Source organism: Shewanella sp. 10B (assembly GCF_023475885.1).
GTDB classification, from domain to species: domain Bacteria; phylum Pseudomonadota; class Gammaproteobacteria; order Enterobacterales; family Shewanellaceae; genus Shewanella; species Shewanella mangrovisoli.
The window spans coordinates 1225572-1245845 of record NZ_JAMDJO010000001.1; the positions used below are offsets into that span (position 1 = coordinate 1225572).

The 20274-nt window shown below is 48.5% G+C and carries 18 protein-coding genes; 5 read left to right on the forward strand and 13 right to left on the reverse strand.

Annotated features, from left to right (window positions below; genetic code table 11):
• Positions 1 to 16 precede the first annotated feature (16 nt).
• The 4 genes from M0415_RS05240 to M0415_RS05255 form a co-directional block, all read right to left on the reverse strand.
• Positions 17 to 1504 carry an efflux transporter outer membrane subunit gene (locus M0415_RS05240; protein ID WP_349627959.1) on the reverse strand — a complete coding sequence of 496 codons (1488 nt, stop codon included), beginning with the start codon at positions 1502 to 1504 and terminating at the stop codon, positions 17 to 19.
• Positions 1497 to 4664, reverse strand: coding sequence for an efflux RND transporter permease subunit (locus tag M0415_RS05245; RefSeq protein ID WP_249555189.1), 3168 nt, complete (start codon positions 4662 to 4664; stop codon positions 1497 to 1499). Before M0415_RS05245 ends, M0415_RS05240 begins: the two co-directional genes overlap by 8 nt.
• Positions 4664 to 5920, reverse strand: a complete 1257-nt coding sequence (locus M0415_RS05250) for an efflux RND transporter periplasmic adaptor subunit (protein WP_249555187.1) — start codon at positions 5918 to 5920, stop codon at positions 4664 to 4666. The genes M0415_RS05245 and M0415_RS05250 overlap by 1 nt, the downstream gene beginning before the upstream one ends.
• 262 nt (positions 5921 to 6182) lie before the next feature.
• Positions 6183 to 6947, reverse strand: a complete 765-nt coding sequence (locus tag M0415_RS05255) for a tRNA-uridine aminocarboxypropyltransferase (protein WP_249555186.1) — start codon at positions 6945 to 6947, stop codon at positions 6183 to 6185.
• Between M0415_RS05255 and M0415_RS05260 the strand changes: the two genes are divergently transcribed.
• The 3 genes from M0415_RS05260 (at position 6946) to emrD (ending at position 10193) form a co-directional block, all read left to right on the forward strand.
• On the forward strand, positions 6946 to 7083 hold the full coding sequence (locus M0415_RS05260; protein WP_166485351.1) for a hypothetical protein: 138 nt from the start codon (positions 6946 to 6948) through the stop codon (positions 7081 to 7083). The genes M0415_RS05255 and M0415_RS05260 overlap by 2 nt on opposite strands.
• Positions 7084 to 7357: 274 nt before the next feature.
• A complete protein-coding gene (ampC, locus tag M0415_RS05265; protein ID WP_249555184.1) occupies positions 7358 to 8575 on the forward strand; it encodes a class C beta-lactamase in 1218 nt (405 codons plus the stop codon).
• Between the two features lie 373 nt (positions 8576 to 8948).
• Positions 8949 to 10193, forward strand: a complete 1245-nt coding sequence (emrD, locus tag M0415_RS05270; protein WP_249555182.1) for a multidrug efflux MFS transporter EmrD — start codon at positions 8949 to 8951, stop codon at positions 10191 to 10193.
• A 57-nt stretch (positions 10194 to 10250) separates the two neighbouring features.
• Here the strand turns inward: emrD and pssA are convergent, their stop codons facing one another.
• Positions 10251 to 11564, reverse strand: a complete 1314-nt coding sequence (gene pssA, locus M0415_RS05275) for a CDP-diacylglycerol--serine O-phosphatidyltransferase (protein WP_249555180.1) — start codon at positions 11562 to 11564, stop codon at positions 10251 to 10253.
• Between the two features lie 11 nt (positions 11565 to 11575).
• Positions 11576 to 11908, reverse strand: a complete 333-nt coding sequence (locus tag M0415_RS05280) for a DUF1904 domain-containing protein (RefSeq protein WP_011622704.1) — start codon at positions 11906 to 11908, stop codon at positions 11576 to 11578.
• Between the two features lie 391 nt (positions 11909 to 12299).
• Between M0415_RS05280 and M0415_RS05285 the strand changes: the two genes are divergently transcribed.
• Both M0415_RS05285 and dacB read left to right on the forward strand, forming a co-directional pair.
• Positions 12300 to 12476: a hypothetical protein gene (locus M0415_RS05285; protein WP_249555178.1), complete on the forward strand. Its 177-nt coding sequence runs from the start codon at positions 12300 to 12302 to the stop codon at positions 12474 to 12476.
• 26 nt (positions 12477 to 12502) lie between these two features.
• The gene (gene dacB / locus M0415_RS05290) at positions 12503 to 14044 is read left to right on the forward strand and encodes a D-alanyl-D-alanine carboxypeptidase/D-alanyl-D-alanine endopeptidase (RefSeq protein WP_249555176.1); all 1542 of its coding nucleotides are present in this window, start codon (positions 12503 to 12505) and stop codon (positions 14042 to 14044) included.
• A gap of 108 nt (positions 14045 to 14152) precedes the next feature.
• On the opposite strand, the gene M0415_RS05295 is transcribed toward dacB, so the two are convergent.
• The 7 genes from M0415_RS05295 to ihfB all read right to left on the reverse strand — a co-directional run bounded on the left by M0415_RS05295 (position 14153) and on the right by ihfB (position 20216).
• Entirely contained in the window at positions 14153 to 15910 is a 1758-nt protein-coding gene (locus M0415_RS05295; protein ID WP_249555174.1) for an acyl-CoA dehydrogenase family protein, read from the reverse strand.
• Between the two features lie 217 nt (positions 15911 to 16127).
• Positions 16128 to 16670 (reverse strand): DUF2058 domain-containing protein, encoded by a 543-nt coding sequence (locus tag M0415_RS05300; protein WP_011716975.1) that lies wholly within the window; start codon positions 16668 to 16670, stop codon positions 16128 to 16130.
• Positions 16671 to 16729: 59 nt separating this feature from the next.
• Positions 16730 to 17557: an SDR family oxidoreductase gene (locus M0415_RS05305; RefSeq protein ID WP_249555160.1), complete on the reverse strand. Its 828-nt coding sequence runs from the start codon at positions 17555 to 17557 to the stop codon at positions 16730 to 16732.
• 72 nt (positions 17558 to 17629) lie between these two features.
• Positions 17630 to 18325 carry an orotidine-5'-phosphate decarboxylase gene (pyrF, locus tag M0415_RS05310; RefSeq protein WP_249555158.1) on the reverse strand — a complete coding sequence of 232 codons (696 nt, stop codon included), beginning with the start codon at positions 18323 to 18325 and terminating at the stop codon, positions 17630 to 17632.
• Positions 18326 to 18367: 42 nt separating this feature from the next.
• Positions 18368 to 19528 carry a lipopolysaccharide assembly protein LapB gene (lapB, locus tag M0415_RS05315; RefSeq protein ID WP_249555156.1) on the reverse strand — a complete coding sequence of 387 codons (1161 nt, stop codon included), beginning with the start codon at positions 19526 to 19528 and terminating at the stop codon, positions 18368 to 18370.
• Position 19529: 1 nt separating this feature from the next.
• Positions 19530 to 19805 carry a LapA family protein gene (locus tag M0415_RS05320; RefSeq protein ID WP_011626213.1) on the reverse strand — a complete coding sequence of 92 codons (276 nt, stop codon included), beginning with the start codon at positions 19803 to 19805 and terminating at the stop codon, positions 19530 to 19532.
• Between the two features lie 123 nt (positions 19806 to 19928).
• Positions 19929 to 20216 (reverse strand): integration host factor subunit beta, encoded by a 288-nt coding sequence (ihfB, locus tag M0415_RS05325; protein WP_011072380.1) that lies wholly within the window; start codon positions 20214 to 20216, stop codon positions 19929 to 19931.
• Between the last annotated feature and the right edge of the window lie 58 nt (positions 20217 to 20274).

Sequence of the window (20274 nt, forward strand, 5' to 3'; positions counted from 1 at the left end):
CCATGCGGGGATTTTTTTATTCACTCACGGCGCCACCACCCAGCGCTCGATACAGGGCGATTTTGGCCAATTGCTTATCCCTTAAGATCTCGCTGTAGGCTAATTGGGCGCTAAACAATTGCCGCTGCGCATCCATTAAATCCAGCGAAGTGGCCACACCATTTTGATAACGCAGTCGAGCAAGACGTGCATAAGCCGATGAAGATTCAACTAATTCCTTTTGCGCTTTGATGGCCTCTTGGGCACGTTTAAGATTATTCAGCGCATCGTTCACATCAAAGTAAGCGGTCAGCACCACATTGCGATAACTTAACATCGACTGTTTCGCAGCTTCGGTGGCGATATCATATTCAGCAGCAATCTTTCCGCGGTTAAAAATCGGTGCACTAATGCCGCCAAGCAGTGACCAAGTGACACCATTACTGTCGAAGATATCTTTAAGATGATCGTTCTCCCGACCATACACACCCGAAATGGTAAATTTAGGGAAAAAGGCCGCCTTGGCGATACCCACTTCCGCATTCGCTGCAATCATCTGCTGCTCGGCAATTTTGACATCGGGTCTCAATGTCAACAATTCAGAGGGAACACCTGTATTGAGTTCATAGGGTAAACCCATATTTTCGGGTAAACCTTGGGGAGATGGTAAAGCATAATCATATTCACCGAGTAAGATATGTAACTGATTTATTTTATATTTTCTTTCGTAGTCTAATGTCGGCAAGGTCACTTTTGTGCTTTGAAGCTCAACTTCAGCCTGACGTACATCGAGGCCCGAAATCACGCCATTGGCATGGCGAAGCTTGGCGATATTCAGCTCCTTCTGCCGTAATCCCACGGTGTCGATAGACACACTATAACGCTGCTCGATATCGAGCCATTCGTAATAACGGCTGGCAATATCACTGATAAGACTGACATAGGTGAGTCTGAGTTTTTCAACCTCCGAAAGATAATCGGCCATAGCGGCCTCGCTCGCCCTGCGGTTTGCGCCCCAAAGATCTAGCTCCCACGAAACCGCGCCGCCTAAATCTAAGGTGGTACTCGGACTTGGATTAGTGCTGGTTGCACCGCTATCTAAACTGCGTTCATATCCCGCTTTGACTGAAACCTCAGGCCAAAGCGCACTGTCGACCACTGTCATTTTTGAACGTGCAGCGAGAAGACGCGACTGCGCCATTTGTAGGTCCAGATTGTTCGCCAGCGCATGTTCAATCAAGGAAATCAGCACAGGATCTTGATAAAAATGCCGCCATGATAGGGCCGAGACATCTTTTAGATTCCCCTGCTCGGCAGTGGTTTGCGACAACATCTGCGCTTGATACAGGCTCGGTAACGCCAGCTCGGGTCGCAGGTAATCTGGCCCCATGGCGCAGCCTGCAACACTCAATGCCGTCACGAGTCCCAAATAAAGCGGCTTTAAACGCAAACCCACTGAAACAGACTGGATCATAGGCTGAGTCGCCGATGATGGATGGCTGGAGAGAGTATGGTACTTAACCACGGCTCACCTCCTCGACGGTTTCTTGATCTAGGAGTAATTGCTCTTTTGTTTTAATGGGTTGTTTAACGACTTTCTTTTTAACCCAGCCTGCGGTCGTCACAAAGAATAGCGGCACAAACACTATGCCTATGGTGGTTGCCAACACCATGCCACCCAGGATGGGTAACGAAATCGATTGCCGACTCACGGCCCCAGGCCCTTCGGATAACACCAGCGGCAACACCCCAAGAATAAACGCCATAGAGGTCATTAAAATCGGCCTAAAGCGCATGGTCGCAGCTTCGAGCGCCGCCGAAATTCGCGTCCGACCTTGCTGATGCAACTGAGTGGCAAACTCGACAATTAAAATCGCATTCTTCGCCGCCATACCGATTAAGGCGATAAACGCCACTTGGAAGAATAAGTTACTCTGCATGCCACTGATTAAGGTCGTCACCGCCGCCCCTAAGAGTGCGATGGGCGCGATCAGCAATACCGCGACTGGGATACTCCAACTCTCATAGAGCGCGGCTAAAAATAGAAACACGAATAACAGTGCCAACCCAATGGCAATGCCGGTTTGGTTCGCCGACTGCACCTCTTGGTAGGTAATGCCTGTCCATTCGTATTTAAACTCATCGGGCAAAATCGGCGTTGCGACCCGCTCTATGGCTTGGATAACATCACCAGTGGCGTAGCCCGTTGCAGGCGTGACATTGATGGAAGCGCTGGAAAATAAGTTGTAGTGGGTCACGGAAGATGGCCCAACCGTGTAATCATACTTAGCCAACACACCAATCGGCACCATAGCGCCACTCGATGAGCGCACATAATAATCTTTGATTTGGTGCGGGAATTGGCGGTAACTCTCTTCCGCTTGGATCTTCACCCGATACACACGGCCAAAGAGGTTAAAGTCATTCACGGTTGAGGAGTCGGTTAAGGTTTTGATGGTGCTGTAGATATCACTCACATTCACCCCAATCGCCATCGCCTTTGCCTCATCGACCGTCAAATGCAATTGCGGAATTGCGCTCTGCAGCGACACGCTGGCACTAGCAACTTCAGACTGCAGCTTTAGCTGCTCGACTAATTCGTTTGCGGTTTCAATTAAGCCATCAAAATGGGTGCCAGAGGTATCTTGGAGCTGCATTTCCACCCCAGAGCCATTGCCTAAGCCGGGGACGGCCGATGGCAAATACAGGTTAAACTCAGCTTCTAAGACGTTTTTCAAGTCCTTATCTATCGCCTTCATCACGGATTGTACAGTAGCATGACTGGCTTCGCGCTCAGCCCAAGGCTTGAGTACCACTTCAAATTGGCCGTTGGCCTGATTCGCCCCCGAGCGGCGGTTTTCCCCCGCCAGCGTAAATGAATAGGCCACGGCAGGATGAGCACGCACATATTGCTCGGCTTTCTTTAAAATCGCTTCGGTGCGATTCACCGTTGAGCCATCGGGCAATGTCATATCGATAAAGAATCGACCTTGATCCTCATCGGGCATAAAGCTGCTCGGCAAATGGGACATGATGAAATAGGTGCCTCCGAACATAATCGCAAAGGCTAAGTAACTGCGTTTGGCGTATTTGTTGGTTAAGGCGACTAATCCAACATATTGGTTAGTTCCTAGGTCGAGTTTACGATTCAGCCAATGGAAGAATCCCCGCTGCGGTGCCTTGCTGGGTTTTAATAATAAGGCGCACAGTGCCGGACTTAAGGTCAGCGCGACTAGGGTGGAGATCAACACCGCGACCGTAATCGCCACCGCAAACTCGCGGTACATGATGCCGGTGATCCCCGCTAAAAATGACACGGGCACGAATACCGCGCAGAGCACTAAACTGGTGGCCACCAATGCGCCCGACAATTCCTTCATCGCAATTCGGGTCGCATCGATAGCGCTCATACCCTTCTCATGGATTAAGCGCTCCACGTTTTCGACCACCACAATGGCATCATCAACCACAATGCCGATGGCGAGAACCAGCGCGAGTAAACTCACGGTATTAATGGTAAAACCAAAGGCCAGCATGGCCGCTAAGGTTCCTATCAAGGAAACCGGTACCGCAATGGCGGGGATCAAGGTTGCACGCACATTTTGCAGGAATAAGTACACCACCAACACCACGAGCACCAAGGCTTCTATCAGGGTGTGGATCACCTCATCGATAGATTCCTGAATAAAGATGGACGCATCGTAAAACACTTCCCATTTCATCCCTTGGGGAAACTTTTGCGACAATTCCGCCATCGTCTCTTTAACCTTGCGGGTCACTTCTAGGGCATTCGCGCCAGGGAGTAAATACACCTGCAAAATGGTGGCATTTTCACCATTTAACTGTGATTGCAACGTATAGGCGGAGGAACCTAGTTCTACACCAGCAATATCCCGCAGCCGGATAATCGAGCCGTCGGGATTGGCGCGCACTATGATCTCGTTAAATGCCTGCACCGAGCTTAATCTGCCCGCCACACTGATGGGCAAAGTTAAACTGATGTCGTCATTATTAGGTTGAGTACCAATGGTGCCAGCGGGGGATTCTTTGTTTTGTGCCTTGATGGCGTTGATCACATCTGTGGTCGTTAAGCTGTAACCCGCCATGGCATCGGGTTTTAACCAAATCCGCATCGCATAACTGCGTGAACCCGTGTTACGGGTGCGGCCTACGCCGGGAATGCGCCTGAGCGCCGATTCGATATTGATGGTGGCGTAATTACTCAAGTAAATCTCATCGAACCTTTCATCGTTCGAAGTTAACGCGAGTTTTAGCAATTCCACCGACGCATCTTTGGAGACTGTCACCCCTTCGGTTTGCACATCGATTGGCAACCCACCCGAAGCTTGCTGAGCGGAGTTTTGCACATCCACCGCCGCCAAGTCCGCATTGGTGCCCACATCGAAGGTAATGGTCACACTGGTGCCGCCCGAGTTGGTGCTCTTGGAACTCATGTAAATCATATTAGGCACACCATTCACTTCCTGCTCGAGCGGTGTGGCGACGGATTCGGCGGCTGTGGTAGAGCTTGCGCCAGGGTAAGAGGCTGAAATGGTCACCTGTGGCGGCGTGATGTAAGGATACTGATCGACGGGCAGCTTAAACATGGCAATCACCCCGAGCAGCACGATAACAATCGAGATGACGCTGGCAAAAATCGGCCGATTAATAAAAAACTGCGCCATTATTTTTGCTCCTGCTTTTGCTGCTCCAAGGCTTGGCGCTTAAGTGCCTCGGCTTTTGACATCTCATCTTCCTTCTCGGCGTATTCCTTCGCGCTTAACGGCTCGGCAATCTGGCCGTGGCGTACACGGTGCATGCCTTCGGTGATCACCATCTCGCCAGCTTTGAGGCCACTTTTAACCACAACACCTTCAATCCCTTGATGATCGATCACGATAAAACGTCGCTCGACCGTGTTATTGGGCAATACCACCATCACGTACACCCCCCCCTGATCCACTTGGGTCGCTTTTTGCGGGATAACAATCGCATTGGGGATTTCGGACAGTTTAATCCGCACATTGGTATATTGGCCTGGCAACAGCTCCTTTTCAGGATTGGGCAGAATGGCACGCACCTCAAAGGTGCCAGTGTTAGGGTTCACCTGGGGATCGGTAAAACTCACATCCCCGAGGTAGCGATATTCACTGCTATCGGGGAGCGTTATCCGCACAAAACCCGCGAGTGCTTTACCTTCGACCTCGGCTTCTTTTTTCGCCGAATAACTGGTCAGGCGGCGCTGGGCATTTAAATAATCCAGCGCTGACATATTAAAGCTGACATAAATCGGATCGACCTGTTTAACGCGGGTCAATAGCGATTGGCCTTTACTGCCCACAAGTGCACCAATATCAACCTCGGAGCGACTCACCAGTCCGGCTATTGGCGCCTTAATTTCGGTATAGCTGAGTTCTAATTCGGCCTCTTCCACCTCAGCGCGACTTGCGGTGAGGTTAGAACGCGCCTGAGCTAAGGTGGAAAGCGCATTATCGTAATCGAGCTGACTAGCAGCATCCTGCTCATACAGCGGCTTTAAGCGTTTCACATCCCGCTCGGCCTTATCGAGAATCGCCTGCTGTGACGACAGTTTGGCCTTTAAACGATTCACCACCGCCACATAAGGTTTATTATCAATCTGATACAGTAGCTCACCCGCTTTGACAGCACTACCTTCGACAAAACGCTTCTCCTCCACAAAGCCATCGACCCGCGCCCGAACTTCCACATCTAAGGAAGCTTGGGTCACGCCAATATAATTGCCATAGAGTGGTACGGTTGCCGTGGTGACTTTTTCCACCACCACCATTTTGGGGGAGATTTTAATTTCAGGATCTTGGCAGGAGCTCACCGAGAGACAGAGCAAAACACCACTCAGATAAAGGGGAAATGAGCCTAAGCGTGGAACAAAAAAACGAGCTGTAACAGATGGTTGAGGCATATGCGAATCCCGCACTCTAAAGACAGTGGAACCACTCGCAAGGGCAAAGTGGTTTTAACAATTTTAGTCGGTTCTAGGTAACGTCCTGTGACCAATGCAAATTCAGTGTAAGGCAAACAGCATAAAATTGAAATTTTAAAATCAATAAGTTCAATGATTTGTGATGGGAATGCTAAAGCGAGGATTTACAGCGGATGAGAACAAGTGAAATCACTCCCCAAGAGTGTCAGTGTACTCTTGGGGGATTAAAAACTAACTAGCGTTAAACACTGGTTGGCGTTGCGGCGCAGTAAGCCGCTTCGAAGGCGTCGGTAAACTCGCTGATGGGTAGAATATCCTCGCGGCAGCGGCGATTGCGCCCGAGCAATGAGGACTCCACAAACAGATCGAACCAAGCCGTTAGTGCCTTACTATTAGCCTCCTCGCCCATTGCCGCCAGCGCCAGTGAGGCAACTTCTGCCGTACCTAATTGAAAGTCATGGCTCCCCTTACGTAAGGCATAGGTTGCTAAGGTATCTGGATCGAAGGACAACATAGGCAAACCTTGCAAATAAGTGCTTTTGCGGAACATCTTAATCGCCTCACGCCAACTGCCGTCGAGCATAATCAGCAAAGGTCGTTTCCCCTCGCTAAGACTGGCCATGGGCACCTCAGTCAATACGGTTTGCCCTTGGTCGGCATATTGCGCCGGAAAGACTAAAAAGGCTTGATAGTCGTCTGAAGCCAATAGCGCCAACAGCTCAGGGGCGGGTTCGGTGCGCGACCAGAGAAAGGCATAGGTATCAGGGATAAGATCGGCAATTAAGCGACCGCTGTTGGTCGGCTTTAAAACCTCATCGTTATACATCAGCAGCAGAAAACTGGCCTGAGTGGTCAACTGTTTACGCAGTGAACAGGTACAAAATTGCTCACCTAATAAGCACAAATGACAGCGGATCAGTTTTTTACCGCGAGCACCAAAGGGCTTAGTCGATATGGATTTACGGTATTCATATAAGTGATGTACAGCGTGGGGGGCTAGAGCCATGGCAGCCAATTCTCAGTCTATTTCGGTCAAACTTGTTTTTAGAGGCGCGACTCAGTATACGCCATTTATGCGTGTACTTGCGTGCGGTGGCGCAGTGTATCCTTTGGCCGTGAAAGGCGCAATTAGCCTAGAGTAAAAGTGGCATTGCCTTTAAATTTTCCTTTGGGTATTTCACGACCCTACACAACAAAAACACCATTAAATCAGATCAAAAACTCAGCATTTTGATATGGGCATCAACCTCTTGTTCACCCTTTACTAAAATATTGCCGTTAATCCTGTCACCCAAACGAAATTAAATGGCGAGTCGAGCCTAAATCATGCTAAACCTTTCATCATTATCGAGTTTCAAACGGTACAGATTGTTAATCCGTGCCGTTCAATCATCCCATCATCCCGAAAGGAATTGTATGCCAGAGTCTCTTCAGCCAGCCGTAAAAACAGCGAGGTTTTTACGCTTATCGAACCCATCACCCTTTTTAGGTTTAGTGCTGCTTACGGCGGCGCCATTAGTGGCCAATGCTGCATCACAGGTTCAGACAGAAGCCATGCAATCCCTTGTCAACTCCGCGGTTAATCCCTTAATGAAGGAATATGGGATCCCTGGGGCTATTGTTGGGATCAGTATGAATGGCCAACAGTATTTCTTCCCCTATGGTGTGAGCTCAAAAACCATAGGGCAAGATGTCAGCGAGAATACCCTGTTCGAGATAGGTTCTATCAGCAAAACCTTTACCGCGACACTCGCAAACTATGCTCAAGTCGAAGGTAAGCTCACTTTGACTGATAAAGTAAGCCAATACCTGCCCGAATTAAGGGGCAGTGCCTTTGACCAGATAAATCTTATCAATCTCGCGACCCATACCGCGGGCGATTTGCCCATGCAAGTGCCTGATAAAGTGACCAACAATGCAGAATTGATGCGTTATTTTAAAGAATGGCAACCCGCCTATGCCGCGGGAACACACCGAAATTATGCCAATCCCAGCATTGGATTACTTGGCTTAATTGCAGCTAAACAATTAGGGCAAAGCTTTCCAAACGCAATGGAGCAAACCCTATTTCCACAACTGGGTATGACTCACAGCTATCTCCAAGTGCCAAGCAACAAGATGGCCGATTATGCCCAAGGGTATAATAAGCAAGATCAGCCTGTACGCCTGAATCCCGGTGTATTAGCCGATGAGGCTTATGGGATAAAAACCTCGGCCGTGGATTTGCTGCGTTTTGTTGAAACCAATATGCAGCTACATCCAGCCTCTTCCGCATTGCAACAGGCTATCGATGCAACTCACGTTGGCTACTTTGATGTCGGTATGATGACCCAAGAGATGATTTGGGAGCATTATCCCTATCCTATAGCCCTCGATAAGCTGCTTACGGGACATACCCAAGAAGTGGTGTTTGGCAGTGTGCCAGTGAAACCAATCGAGCCGCCGCAAGCACCACAGCCTGATTTATGGATAAATAAGACAGGTTCAACTGGTGGCTTTACCGCCTATGTGGCTTATATTCCCGCGAAGAAACTGGGCATGGTGTTACTGAGCAATAAAAATTATCCCGTACAGCCTCGGGTGACTGTTGGCTACCAGATATTAACGGGCTTAGCAGCACTGCCAGCAAAATGATCCCTTAGCAGCCCTCATTCGATGGAAGGCTGATTCTGCTTTCCATCTTTTTAATTGTTAACTCGCATACTGCTTTACGCCTCTATCTCTGTACTTATCTGAACGATAACTATTTTATCCACATCGGATATAAAAATCTTGTTAATAAATAACTTGTGCTGATTAATTTAAGCTGCCGCCATTTATCAAAATCAAAACCCAATTAACAAGTTACTCACTAAGTGTAAGCTTAGTTTGACAATAATAATTCGATAGAAAAACTTATGAATAAGATTAAAAAATATTCCCGTAAATCAATATGATTGCCACTTGAACTGATATGTTTTGGGGGTAAGATGCGCGCCATCGTTCAACTCTGCTTTTTAATGGAATTATGATGCCAGACGACACCCCGTCTTTAATCTCACAAAAAGCGCCGACACCCGCCGCAGGCAGCGCCACTCAGTTACTCTTTATGCTGGTATTTATGGTGGCCTGTGGGCAAATGGCACAAACTATTTTTGTCCCCGCACTCCCCCTTATCGCCCAAGGCTTAGCTGTGGATGCCAGTAAATTGCAGGCGGTTATGGCCTGCTATCTGCTCGCCTACGGCCTATGTCAGTTTATCTATGGCCCATTATCCGACCGAGTTGGGCGTAAAATGCCGCTGCTCATTGGTATTGGGATTTTTATCCTTGGCGCCTTGATGGCCGCAGAGGCTACAAGTTTTAGCCAATTAATTTTCGCAAGCCTGCTACAGGGGCTAGGTACCGCGAGTGCGGGCGCGTTGTGCCGTAGTATTCCAAGGGATCATTACTTCGGCGATAACTTAGTTAGATTTAACAGTTATGTGTCCATGGCCGTGGTGTTCTTGCCTTTGGTCGCGCCCTTCTTAGGCAGTTTTGCCTCCGCTTACTGGGGGTGGCAAGCCGTATACTGGGTGCTGTTTGGATTCGGCGCCTTGGTTTGGCTACTGCTCTGCTTTGGCTTTAGAGAATCCTTACACAAGGATAAGCGAGAGCAACAACCCATTTTGGCATCCTATCGCCATGTACTGCGCCACCGAAGTTTTAGGGCCTATTTGCTTTCGCTTATCGCGACCTTTGCCGGCATTGCCGCCTTCGAAGCCATTGCTGGCGTACTCTATGGCCAATATTTGCAACTCTCGCCGTTTATGGTGAGCTGTTATTTTGTCGCGCCTATCCCTGGATACTTACTCGGTGCCCTGATTGCGGGTAGGCAGAAACAGGCGCAGCGCACGGTGTTGCAAGGGGTTGCACTCTTGGGCGCAGGCGCCTTGTTTATGTTGGTCCCAGGTATATTTCAACTGGTCGTGGGATGGAGTTTATTGATAGGCTCGATTCTGTTCTTCAGTGGCGCTGGCATGTTATTTCCGACATTAACCTCGGCGGCGCTAGAGCCATTCCCACGCCAGGCAGGCATTGCGGGCGCCCTACTCGGTGGCCTACAAAACTTCGGTGCGGGGCTTGCCGCCTTAACTATGTCGCTCGTGCCAATGGGCGGCCAGTTAAGCATTGGTTTACTGAGCGCGCTGATGGTGCTGTTAGTGATTGTCGCCTTGCATTATGCAAAAGACCAAAACGATACCCACCACACCCTGTTGCCGCAAAATCCATAGTTGGCACAGAACACCCAATAAAAAAGCCCACATTGGTGGGCTTTTTTATTGCTTCGATTAGAGAATGCGTCTGAGCAGGAAATCTGCCTTTAATCTTCTAATGCGAGTCATAATCTTCTTCACCGGCGCGGGATAGCTTTGCAAGGTATCCACTTGACTGTAGTGATACAGTCTTTGCGTGTGTTCGAGGATATGGCTTTGTTCGGCCTCGAATTGCGCCTTCCAGCTGCCGCTTTCATCGTGAATGAGTAAACCATTCTCTAAATCCAGCGCCCATGCTCTTGGGTTTAAGTTTGAGCCCGTGATCAAATGCTTACGGCCATCGGCGCTGATCCCCTTGAGGTGATAGCTATTGATGCCATGTTTCCACAGGTGAATATTAAGCTGACCATTATCGATTGCCCATTGCTGACGCTTAGCAAATTTACGCAGCGATTGCTCATAGAGATATGGCAAAGCACCAATGGTAGAGAAATCCTGCTCCGGCGGAATGTAAAAGTCATTCGCCGTTTTATCCCCAACCACTATGTCGATACGTTTGCCTTTACGCAGGTGCTTAGCCAAGGCACGCACCAGAATATAGGGAGGATTAAAATAAGGCGTGCAAATAAACAGCCTATCTTTTGACTCTTCCACCATGGCAATCACGGCTTTATTCAGCAGATTATGTTTACGGCCTAATCCCAGTAAAGGGGTGACGCGGTTGCCACTGCGGGTGGCGTTAAACTCGTACTGAGCCTGCGATAACCTAAGCTTGAAGCTGCGCACATCGGTTTTGGGTGGCAAGACTTCTTGCTGCGCATCTTGAGTAAGTGATGCAACGGCAGGATCGGCAATGATATAGCGCTGGATCATAGTGCGCATACTGTGCGCTAACTCGGCCGACTCGATCACATGGTAACGGTCAAAACGATATTTATCGTTTTGCTGCAGATAAATGTTATTCAGGCTGGCACCGCTGTAAATCACGGCGTCATCGATCACAAAGCCCTTAAGGTGCAATACACCCATAAACTCACGGGATTTTACCGGCACGCCCATAATGTCGATAGGATGCTCTGCCTCGGCCATGACCTTACGGTACATCAGATAGTTACCGCTATCGCCCTTGTGACCAATCAAGCCGCGTCTGGCGCGGTGAAAATCGACCAAAATCTTGACATCTAACGCGGGGTTATTCGCCTTAGCCATCATCAAGGCCTGTAAAATTTCGCGCCCCGCCTCATCGTCTTCAAGATAGAGTGCGGCGATATAAATGCTGTCCTTGGCATTTTCGATACGGCTGAGCAATTCTGCCTTAAATCGGCATGGCGTAAGCAACCACGTTAAAGCCTCGGGTTGAACGGCTATTCCACCAAGCTTATCTAGCAAGGCATCCTCCTTTAAACATGCTGACCACCCCGATAGGAAGCGCTTGGGGTCAGTGACAAAAACATCACAGCAATTTGGGTTAATTCTGGATAGGCTTCTGTCACTGCCAGCCTGATCGTTTGTTCTACTTTAAGATGGATATCAGGGTCGACCGGAAACCAAAGCAACTCGATTTGGACAAAGCGTTGATCAATTCTGCCATTACGGTAGCTGATGCTTGGGATCCAATCTAATGTAAAACTCTCTGCATTACCTTTACATATAGCCGCCAAAGACTGCAGTAATGTTTGGCTAAGCTCTGCAACAACTGCCTGTGGCAAGCCGCGCATACTAATATGAGGCATGGTTTTAGTGGTTACCTGAGATCCTAAAATCGTAAGGGGTAGAAATTACCGACTTCACTGCAACTCGGCAAGACTTTTCGGCGAAAAGCACGTGGGATAGCGCCTATTTTGCTGGTAATTTGACCTGAAACGACGCATTCCACATCAATGGAACTAAAATGCAGCAATTGAGCCCGCAAATTGCAGGCTTCTATGCCTCTATTCACGGCTAACTAAATGCTTTTACTGTTTTTCCCTGAATCTATTGTCCATGATGATTAACCAACACTAATCAGGCCATAAACAAAATGGTGTGTGAGTCACAAAACAGGGCTTCTACCTTAGGCAAGCGTGCCTGTCATCGTTGTTTTAGCGTAAACTAAAACATCTTAAGTCCCAATTGCCTAACACCATGAACAAAAAAATCCTACTGACCCTCGCCCTCACCTTAGCCTTAGCTTGGGGCATTTTTCATTTTAAAGCGCAGCTCGGTTTACTGATTTTGCCGCTTTTTATCGGATTGGTTTTATTTGTCACCCTAAGACTGTATCGTTTAATGGAAAAAGACGATGGCAGCAATGACTGCTAATGGTAAAAATGATATTCAGGACACCTATGACGTACTCGCTAAACAAGGATAAGTTACAGGCATCATTCACTCGGCCCAAGATTAAAGGGTTACTCTTAGGCGGCTTGGTAAGCATGCTGCTGTCAACCCAAGCCCATGCAGCAATTCATCCGATGGATGAGTCGATATTGGCCAAGCAAATCGCCGATATTGCTCCGCGTCATTCGCAAGTCGCTTTACTGGCGCGTGATTTAAGTACCAATACCCTGTTATACAGCCAGCAAGCCGATACCTTATTTATCCCCGCCAGCACACAAAAAGTGCTGACCGCCGTTACTGCTATGGCCACCCTTGGCCCAGATTTTCGCTATGTCACTGAGCTGTGGAGCGATGCGCCTATTCGTCAAGGTCATATTGCGGGCAGTGTTTATCTGCGTTTTAGCGGCGATCCGACGCTAACTCAGGACGACCTCAAGGCCTTGTTTGCTCATCTACAAAAGCAAGGCATAACAAGCATTGAGGGGCATCTCTATCTTATCGGGGATAAACAAGAGCAATTACAAGCACCTGGCTGGGTGTGGGATGATCTCGGGATTTGCTTTGCCGCGCCAGTGTCGAGTTATATCATCAACCAAAACTGCGTGTACGGGCAGTTTTCGCCAAGCTCAACCAAGCATGCTTCTGAGGTCAAATTAAGGGCATCGAGTTTTGGGGTGAAAGTGAGTAGCGACGCCATATTCTCCCCCAAAGCAGGCCATGATTTTTGCCAACTCGATTTAGTACGCCTTGGCCAGAATCAGTATCATCTACGGGGGTGCTATCCTGGCAGTGAAGCGATACCGCTGGCGATTGCCATTAGCGATCCCGAAAAATTTGCCATGGACACCCTAACGGCAACGCTTAAAGGTGAAATGTCACTCTCGGGTAAAGTAAAGATCGGCAACACCATCCCTTCTAAGGCAAAACTGATCGCCAGCCATAGCAGCGCGCCCTTGCCTGAACTGCTCAAAACCATGCTGCTGAAGTCGGATAACCTGATTGCCGATAGTTTGTTTAAGCGCGTGGGGCAAAGTTATTACAAAGCCCAAGGCAGCTTTACCCATGGTGCAGCGGCTATGCGCCATATACTGACTGAGCTTGGGATTGATTTAACCAACGCCAATATTGTCGATGGTTCAGGGCTTTCTCGCTATAACCTGTTGAGCGCAAAGCAGTTAGCCGATGTACTGGCACTCATTTACCAAGATGCACGCTTTCACAGCCTCATTGACAGTTTGCCCGAGGCCGGTGTCAGCGGCACTCTGCAATATCGCTTGGGATACACTAAACCGCCCTTAAAACATTTAGTGTTTGCCAAGACTGGCTCGATGCAGGGTGTCGCCAATTTAGCTGGCTTTATGCGTTTAGCGCAGCAGCGGGATATTCTCTTTGTGGTGCTCGAGAATGGCATTAGTCCTGAAACTAAAAAGCAACGTAAGCCCGCCTTTAGCGCCGACTTTTTAACTCGGCTGCTGAGCGCTGTTGATTCGCAAACCGAGACCAGCCAAACAACGACCACAGAGCTCAACACCGTTAAGTTAAGTGATTAATATCCGATAAGGTTCAGAGTCATATACAAAGCAATTAAAACAAAAAGCATTGAATATCAGTGCTTTTTTATTAGGTGAATGCGAACGCTTAACGCGATTAAGCTTGCGTTAGAACAGCTCAGCTGGCATCGCCATAGTGCTGGAATCTCCCGCGCGCACTTGTGCTAAGTGATAGTCAGCCTTAGGCAGCAATTTGTCGAAATAAAATTTGGCGAGGTAGGATTTTTGCTCGGCAAACTGCTTATCTTCAGCACCCACCGCTTTATCCAACATGGCTAACCAATAGAACCCATAGAGGGTGAAGCCGAAGGCATCCAAAAAATCGACCGCACTGGCGTTAATGAGCGCTGGTTGAGTCAGCTTTTGCTCATTGATGGATTCGGCAACATTGACTAAGGCATCCAAACGTGCACAAACGGCGGACACTTTCACCGCATCGACCTGAGTAAACTCACGCATTTGCGCCTTTAACTCGGCCACAAACTCCTTAAGGGTCGCGAGATTATCGCCTGTAACTTTTCGTCCTAGGAAGTCGATAGCCTGAATGCCGTTAGTGCCTTCGTAAATCTGCGCAATACGAGTATCACGTACTAACTGCTCAATGCCGGTTTCGCGAATATAGCCATGACCACCAAACACTTGTTGCGCCATGATAGTAGCATCTAAACCGCGGTCGGTTAAAAACGCTTTTGCCACGGGAGTTAACAAGCCCACGTAGCGAGCAGCCTTAGCTTTAACCTCACCCTCGGCATATTTTGCTAAATCGAGTTGTTTACCGGTAAATACCGAGAGTGCGCGCCCCGTTTCCGTCATCGCACGTATGGTCAGCAGCATACGACGCACGTCGCCATGAACAATAATAGGATCGGAGTCACTACCCGTTGGCGAGCCGCCAGCGGCAACGCCTTGGTTGCGCTCTTTGGCATAATCGGCGGCCATTTGATAAGCGGCCTGCGCACTGCCAAGCCCTTGAATACCGATGGCTAAGCGCTCGTAGTTCATCATAGTGAACATACACACCAGACCACGATTTGGCTCACCAATCAGGTAACCTTTTGCCTCATCAAAGTTCATGACACAGGTGGCTGAGCCCTTAAGCCCCATTTTATGTTCGATGGAACCGACGCTCACACCGTTCGCCGGGCCTAAACTACCGTCGGCATTGACCGTAATTTTAGGCACGAGGAACAGTGAAATACCTTTACTTTCAGGAAGCTTTGCCAGCACTAAGTGAATGACGTTCTCGGTTAAATCATGATCGCCACCCGTGATAAAGATTTTGCTGCCGCTAATGGCATAACTGCCGTCATCCTGTGGGATAGCACGGGTACGGATATTACGTAGATCTGAGCCCGCCTGAGGCTCAGTCATGTCCATGGCCCCTGCCCATTCCCCGCTGTAAAGCTTCGGCAAATAGGTTTCTTTAATCTCTTCACTGCCGTGGGAATTAATACATAATGCCGCCCCCGCCGTGAGTGAGCCATACAGAGTGAATGCATTGCAGGCGCTGTAAGCCATTTCATCGACTAACACACCCAGCATTTTCGGCATGCCCATACCACCGAACTCGGGTTCACCACATAGGCCCACCCAGCCGCCTTGGGAATATTGATCGTAAACAGCTTTATAACCATCAGGGGTAATCACTCGATTATCCTGATGAAGAACGCCTTGCTCATCGCCAGCACGGTTAAGCGGATGGATTAATTCAGCACTGATTTTCGCGGCTTCTTCGAGAATCGCGCTGGCCGTATCCATATCGACCATTTCAGCAATATCAGGGAGTTGTGCCCAAGTATTTGGCGCATCAAAAACCTGTTCCAATAAGAAACGCATATCCGCTAACGGAGCTTGGTAAGGATTCATGGGTAGACTCTTAAACGTAGGATTTAAACAGTTGTTTTAATTTATACCAGTTCAATACAGAAAACAATCTCATTACAAATTCACTTTGCAACTCAGAACCAGCAAAACCGTTAATGTGAAATGCGGGCAATAAAAAACCCTTAAGTTGCCTTAAGGGTTTTAGTGTAGCCAGAGATAAGCGATGCGTCGTCGGCTTAGCTCACGATTAACGCATTGATTACCACATTAAATCGTCTGGGATCGCATAATCAGCATAGGGGTCATCTTCGACCTCAACCGCTTTGCCTTCATCTTGTTGCCACAAGTAACCGCACCATTGTGGCACCAGTAGATTGACGCGCTCTGCTAATTTATGGGGGACTAGGTAGCTCTTATCTTCGTATCGAACAATCCCTAATAGACCTTTTAGCAGTTCTGATTGGATCTTTTCATCGATATAGACTGAATAGATTTTATTATCGAGGGTATAGTTAAACTTCACCTCGGCATGGCTTGGGATCTTAATCGCAAATTGAGTGAATTCACTCACTAAACCACGCACTTGCCCACGGGCCGTCGCTTCAGCAAAGCGCTGCTCGTTCAATGCCTTATCTTTTTCAGCTTGGAGTCGTTTTTGCTCGGCGATGTCACTCTTCAATGCGCTCGAACCATCATCCACCCGCGCCTTTTTATCGCGACGTTTTTGCGTCTTCACGTCACGTACTTTTTGTTTACTAGCAAGGCCAGCCTTAAGCAGCTGCTCTTGTAATGCATTCGCCATGGATTTTCACCCGATTTCTCTATCAAATAAATAAGTTACAACGTTCATATATTGTGCGATTACAGCTGAGCTTTAGTCGCTAACTCGCCTAATGCAGTCATTGCAATGCTCGCACCGCCAAGTGACCAGCCACCGTCAACGGGTAACACAACCCCAGTGATGTACGAGGCATACTCTGATCCTAAAAACATCGCGGCATTAGCAATATCCTGCCCTTCACCATTGCGTTTTAGCGGTACAGACTGTGCAACTTGCTGTTGCAGCGCTGCGCTCGGCGCTAAACGGTTAAATCCTTCAGTGCCTGCGATTGGACCAGGAATAATGGAGTTTATACGTATCCCTTCACAACCCCATTCTATCGCCAATGTCCGAGTGAGCATGTCTACGCCCGCTTTAGCGGCGCACACATGGGCTTGCATTGGCATGGCTATCGATGCCTGCGGCGCCGAGATTTGAATAATATTCCCTTGGGGGCGACGCAGTAAAGGATAAGCCGTCTTTAGCACTTGAAAACTGCCCAGCAGATCAATATCCATCACGGCCTTAAAGCCATTAGCAGAGAGTTTTGCCGCTGTAGCTGGAAAGTTACCTGCAGCGCCACTTACCAACACATCGATAAAGCCAAATTCGGAGGCGATAGTGTCAAAGCCCCGCTCAACTGCAGCCAAATCCCTGACATCAAAGCTCACCCCAAGGTGAATACCATCAGGATTTGACTGCTTTAGTTGCAACACGGCGGCATCAATCTTGTCTTGGTTGCGACTCGCCACCGCCACATTCGCGCCGGCCTGTGCAAACGCATTGGCTATCGCGAGGTTAATTCCACTCGTACCACCGACAACGACAACATTCTTACCTTGATAATTAAACATCGTAGTATTCAGCATGGGCATTCTCCGTGAACGGTAAAATTAACGCGCGAATAAGTGCTTAAGCCGCAATGGCTTTCATCATTTCTCTCAAGCTAGAGATTGATGAATCGCCTGCAGTGCAGCCAGAGGGTCGGCGGCCTTAGTGATTGGTCGACCAATCACTAAATAATCAGAACCGGCTGCAAGCGCCTGCGGTGGCGTCATGACCCGGTGTTGATCACCCACGTCGCTGCCCACAGGGCGGATCCCCGGGGTGATAAGTTTAAAATCTTGACCTAAAAGTGATTTAAGTACGCTTGCCTCTTGAGCCGAACAGACTACACCATCGAGGCCCGCCTGTTTGGTGAGTTTCGCGAGACGTTGCACATGCTCAAAGGCAGGAACATCAATGCCGATGAGTTTTAAATCTTCATCACTCATTGAAGTGAGTACCGTTACTGCGATTAGCATAGGAGCATCATTACCATAGGGCAGCAACGCTTTTTTCGCCGCCTCCATCATGGCCAAGCCCCCGCTGGCATGCACGTTTGTCATCCACACACCCAGTTCTGCCGCGGCCGCGACCGCTTTGGCAACCGTATTCGGAATATCGTGAAACTTTAAGTCGAGGAAAAGATCGAAACCACGGTCGTGAATATCTTTAACCAATTGTGGGCCAAACAGGGTGAACATCTCTTTGCCCACTTTGAGGCGGCACATGTTGGGATCGAGTTGATCTATCAGTTGTAAGGCGTGGTTTTTATTATCGTAATCAAGCGCTACGAGGATAGGTTTGGTCGTCATCATCTCTCCAACTGGGTTACACTAACAAGGTATTTCTAAAGGTTATTCACCGTCTAAGCCACGGATCCGTTTAATGGTGCCCCATTTTTTACAGGAGGGGCAATGCCAATACAGGGTGTGGGATGGGAAACCGCATTCTTTACAGCGATAACTTGGACGGAATTTAATTTGCTGTTCAACAAGTTGCTCAAGCATAGTCAAACTTTGTTTGGCTTGCCCTTCTTCTGCTTGACGCAGATGCATCTGCATTAAGTGCTGAAACCCCTTCATGGTGGGATGGCGATACAGGGCATCTAACACCATGTTTTCAGCAGCTTTTATCTCTTCGAGACTAATCATATGTTGAGCAAGCGCTACCACTACCGAGGCGCCCGCCCCTTCGGCCATCGCGCCCGCTAATAATTCTTGATAACCCTCTTTATCTTGGGTATCACGATACACTTGTTTCGCCGTGGGTAAGGCATCGGCGAAGAGTTCTATGTCGGCCTTTTTCAGTGCCATCAGCATAGATTTGCACTGGTTGTAATCTTCGGCGTTGAGAAATTTTTTGGCGAGCGTGAGTAAGGCTCGGCCGCACTTAGGATCTTGTTTTAATGCCTGTTGTAATAGCTTGATCTTGTCAGCATCATCACTGGTTTCATCCGCAAGCTGACAATAAAAATGGGCGATAATCGGTTTAAGCACCTGCTGACGCTTGCGACTTAAACGTTTGGTGATATCGATGGCCTTTTGCCATTCCTTAATGACTTGATAAATGGCAATCAGCTGCGTCTCAGACTCTTCGCTATGGTCATCTTGACTCACCAAATTCAGGAAAATTTCTTCTGCGCGGTCGTAAAACCCCGCTGCAAGGTAATCTTTACCCAGTTCCATCATCGCGATATCGCGCTGCTCATTGGTGAGTGTGGGACGTGCGATTAAGTTTTGATGGATACGAATGGAGCGGTCAACTTCACCACGTTTGCGAAATAGTGAACCGAGGGAAAGATGGGTGTCGATGGTTTCATCGTCCACATCGAGCATACTGATAAACAAGTCGACCGCTTTGTCTGACTCGTTCGACAACAGGAAATTCAAGCCAGTGAAATAATCCCGACTTAATTGTTTACGCTGGTTACTCTGGTTTTGCCTTATGCTCCGCCGCCCCATATACCAACCGTAACCGGCAGCAATAGGAAGCAACAGGAAGAGAATCTCAAGCATATTAGGCGTCTACACCTTGAGGAGTTTTAGCGGTTTGGACCGTTAATTTCTTTCTGGTCGCCGCTAAAGCCAATTTCAGTTTGACAATATAATAGCTGGCCACGAGCCAACTCAACATAAAGCCTGCAAAAAAAACCACGGCTAATACTACGGGTAAACGGTACTCACCCTGAGCCACAAAGTAGCTGATCGTCACTACTTGTTCATTACGCGCACCAAAAATCAATGCCACGATAAATAACAGTGCCACAAGGACTGTCGCTACAAAAGATTTCACGTCGCACTCCCTTAAACGCCTTTCAATTTTCTGATTATCCAAGAAATTTACTGAGCTGACCAGCTTTGCCTTGCATTAGATATAAAAAAGCCCCCTTACGGAGGCTTTTTGTAATGCGGTCAATTATACATTAACTGCGTCAACGCGTTCGCGCAGTTCTTTGCCTGGCTTAAAGTGCGGGACGTATTTGCCTTCCAATTCAACTGATGAACCAGTCTTTGGATTACGGCCAGTACGCGGTGCACGATAATGAAGCGAGAAACTACCAAAGCCACGGATCTCAATACGATCACCGCTTTCTAATGTTGTTGCCATTTGCTCCAACATCTCTTTGATTGCGCCTTCAACCTCTTTCGCCGACAGCTGCGACTGCCTGGTGGCGAGTTTTTCGATCAGTTCGGATTTTGTCATCCTAGCTATCCCCTATTATCAAGCCAAACACAGTCACCTAATGGGGAGAAAAACTCCC

Excerpts from the sequence above, each read along its gene's own strand:
- M0415_RS05245 (WP_249555189.1), bottom strand. The coding sequence starts at position 4,664 with ATGGCGCAGTTTTTTATTAATCGGCCGATTTTTGCCAGCGTCATCTCG.
- M0415_RS05250 (WP_249555187.1), bottom strand. The coding sequence starts at position 5,920 with ATGCCTCAACCATCTGTTACAGCTCGTTTTTTTGTTCCACGCTTAGGC.
- M0415_RS05260 (WP_166485351.1), top strand. The coding sequence starts at position 6,946 with ATGGCAGCCAATTCTCAGTCTATTTCGGTCAAACTTGTTTTTAGAGGC.
- M0415_RS05255 (WP_249555186.1), bottom strand. The coding sequence starts at position 6,947 with ATGGCTCTAGCCCCCCACGCTGTACATCACTTATATGAATACCGTAAA.
- ampC (WP_249555184.1), top strand. The coding sequence starts at position 7,358 with ATGCCAGAGTCTCTTCAGCCAGCCGTAAAAACAGCGAGGTTTTTACGC.
- emrD (WP_249555182.1), top strand. The coding sequence starts at position 8,949 with ATGATGCCAGACGACACCCCGTCTTTAATCTCACAAAAAGCGCCGACA.
- M0415_RS05280 (WP_011622704.1), bottom strand. The coding sequence starts at position 11,908 with ATGCCTCATATTAGTATGCGCGGCTTGCCACAGGCAGTTGTTGCAGAG.
- M0415_RS05285 (WP_249555178.1), top strand. The coding sequence starts at position 12,300 with ATGAACAAAAAAATCCTACTGACCCTCGCCCTCACCTTAGCCTTAGCT.
- dacB (WP_249555176.1), top strand. The coding sequence starts at position 12,503 with ATGACGTACTCGCTAAACAAGGATAAGTTACAGGCATCATTCACTCGG.
- M0415_RS05295 (WP_249555174.1), bottom strand. The coding sequence starts at position 15,910 with ATGAATCCTTACCAAGCTCCGTTAGCGGATATGCGTTTCTTATTGGAA.
- M0415_RS05300 (WP_011716975.1), bottom strand. The coding sequence starts at position 16,670 with ATGGCGAATGCATTACAAGAGCAGCTGCTTAAGGCTGGCCTTGCTAGT.
- M0415_RS05305 (WP_249555160.1), bottom strand. The coding sequence starts at position 17,557 with ATGCTGAATACTACGATGTTTAATTATCAAGGTAAGAATGTTGTCGTT.
- pyrF (WP_249555158.1), bottom strand. The coding sequence starts at position 18,325 with ATGACGACCAAACCTATCCTCGTAGCGCTTGATTACGATAATAAAAAC.
- lapB (WP_249555156.1), bottom strand. The coding sequence starts at position 19,528 with ATGCTTGAGATTCTCTTCCTGTTGCTTCCTATTGCTGCCGGTTACGGT.
- ihfB (WP_011072380.1), bottom strand. The coding sequence starts at position 20,216 with ATGACAAAATCCGAACTGATCGAAAAACTCGCCACCAGGCAGTCGCAG.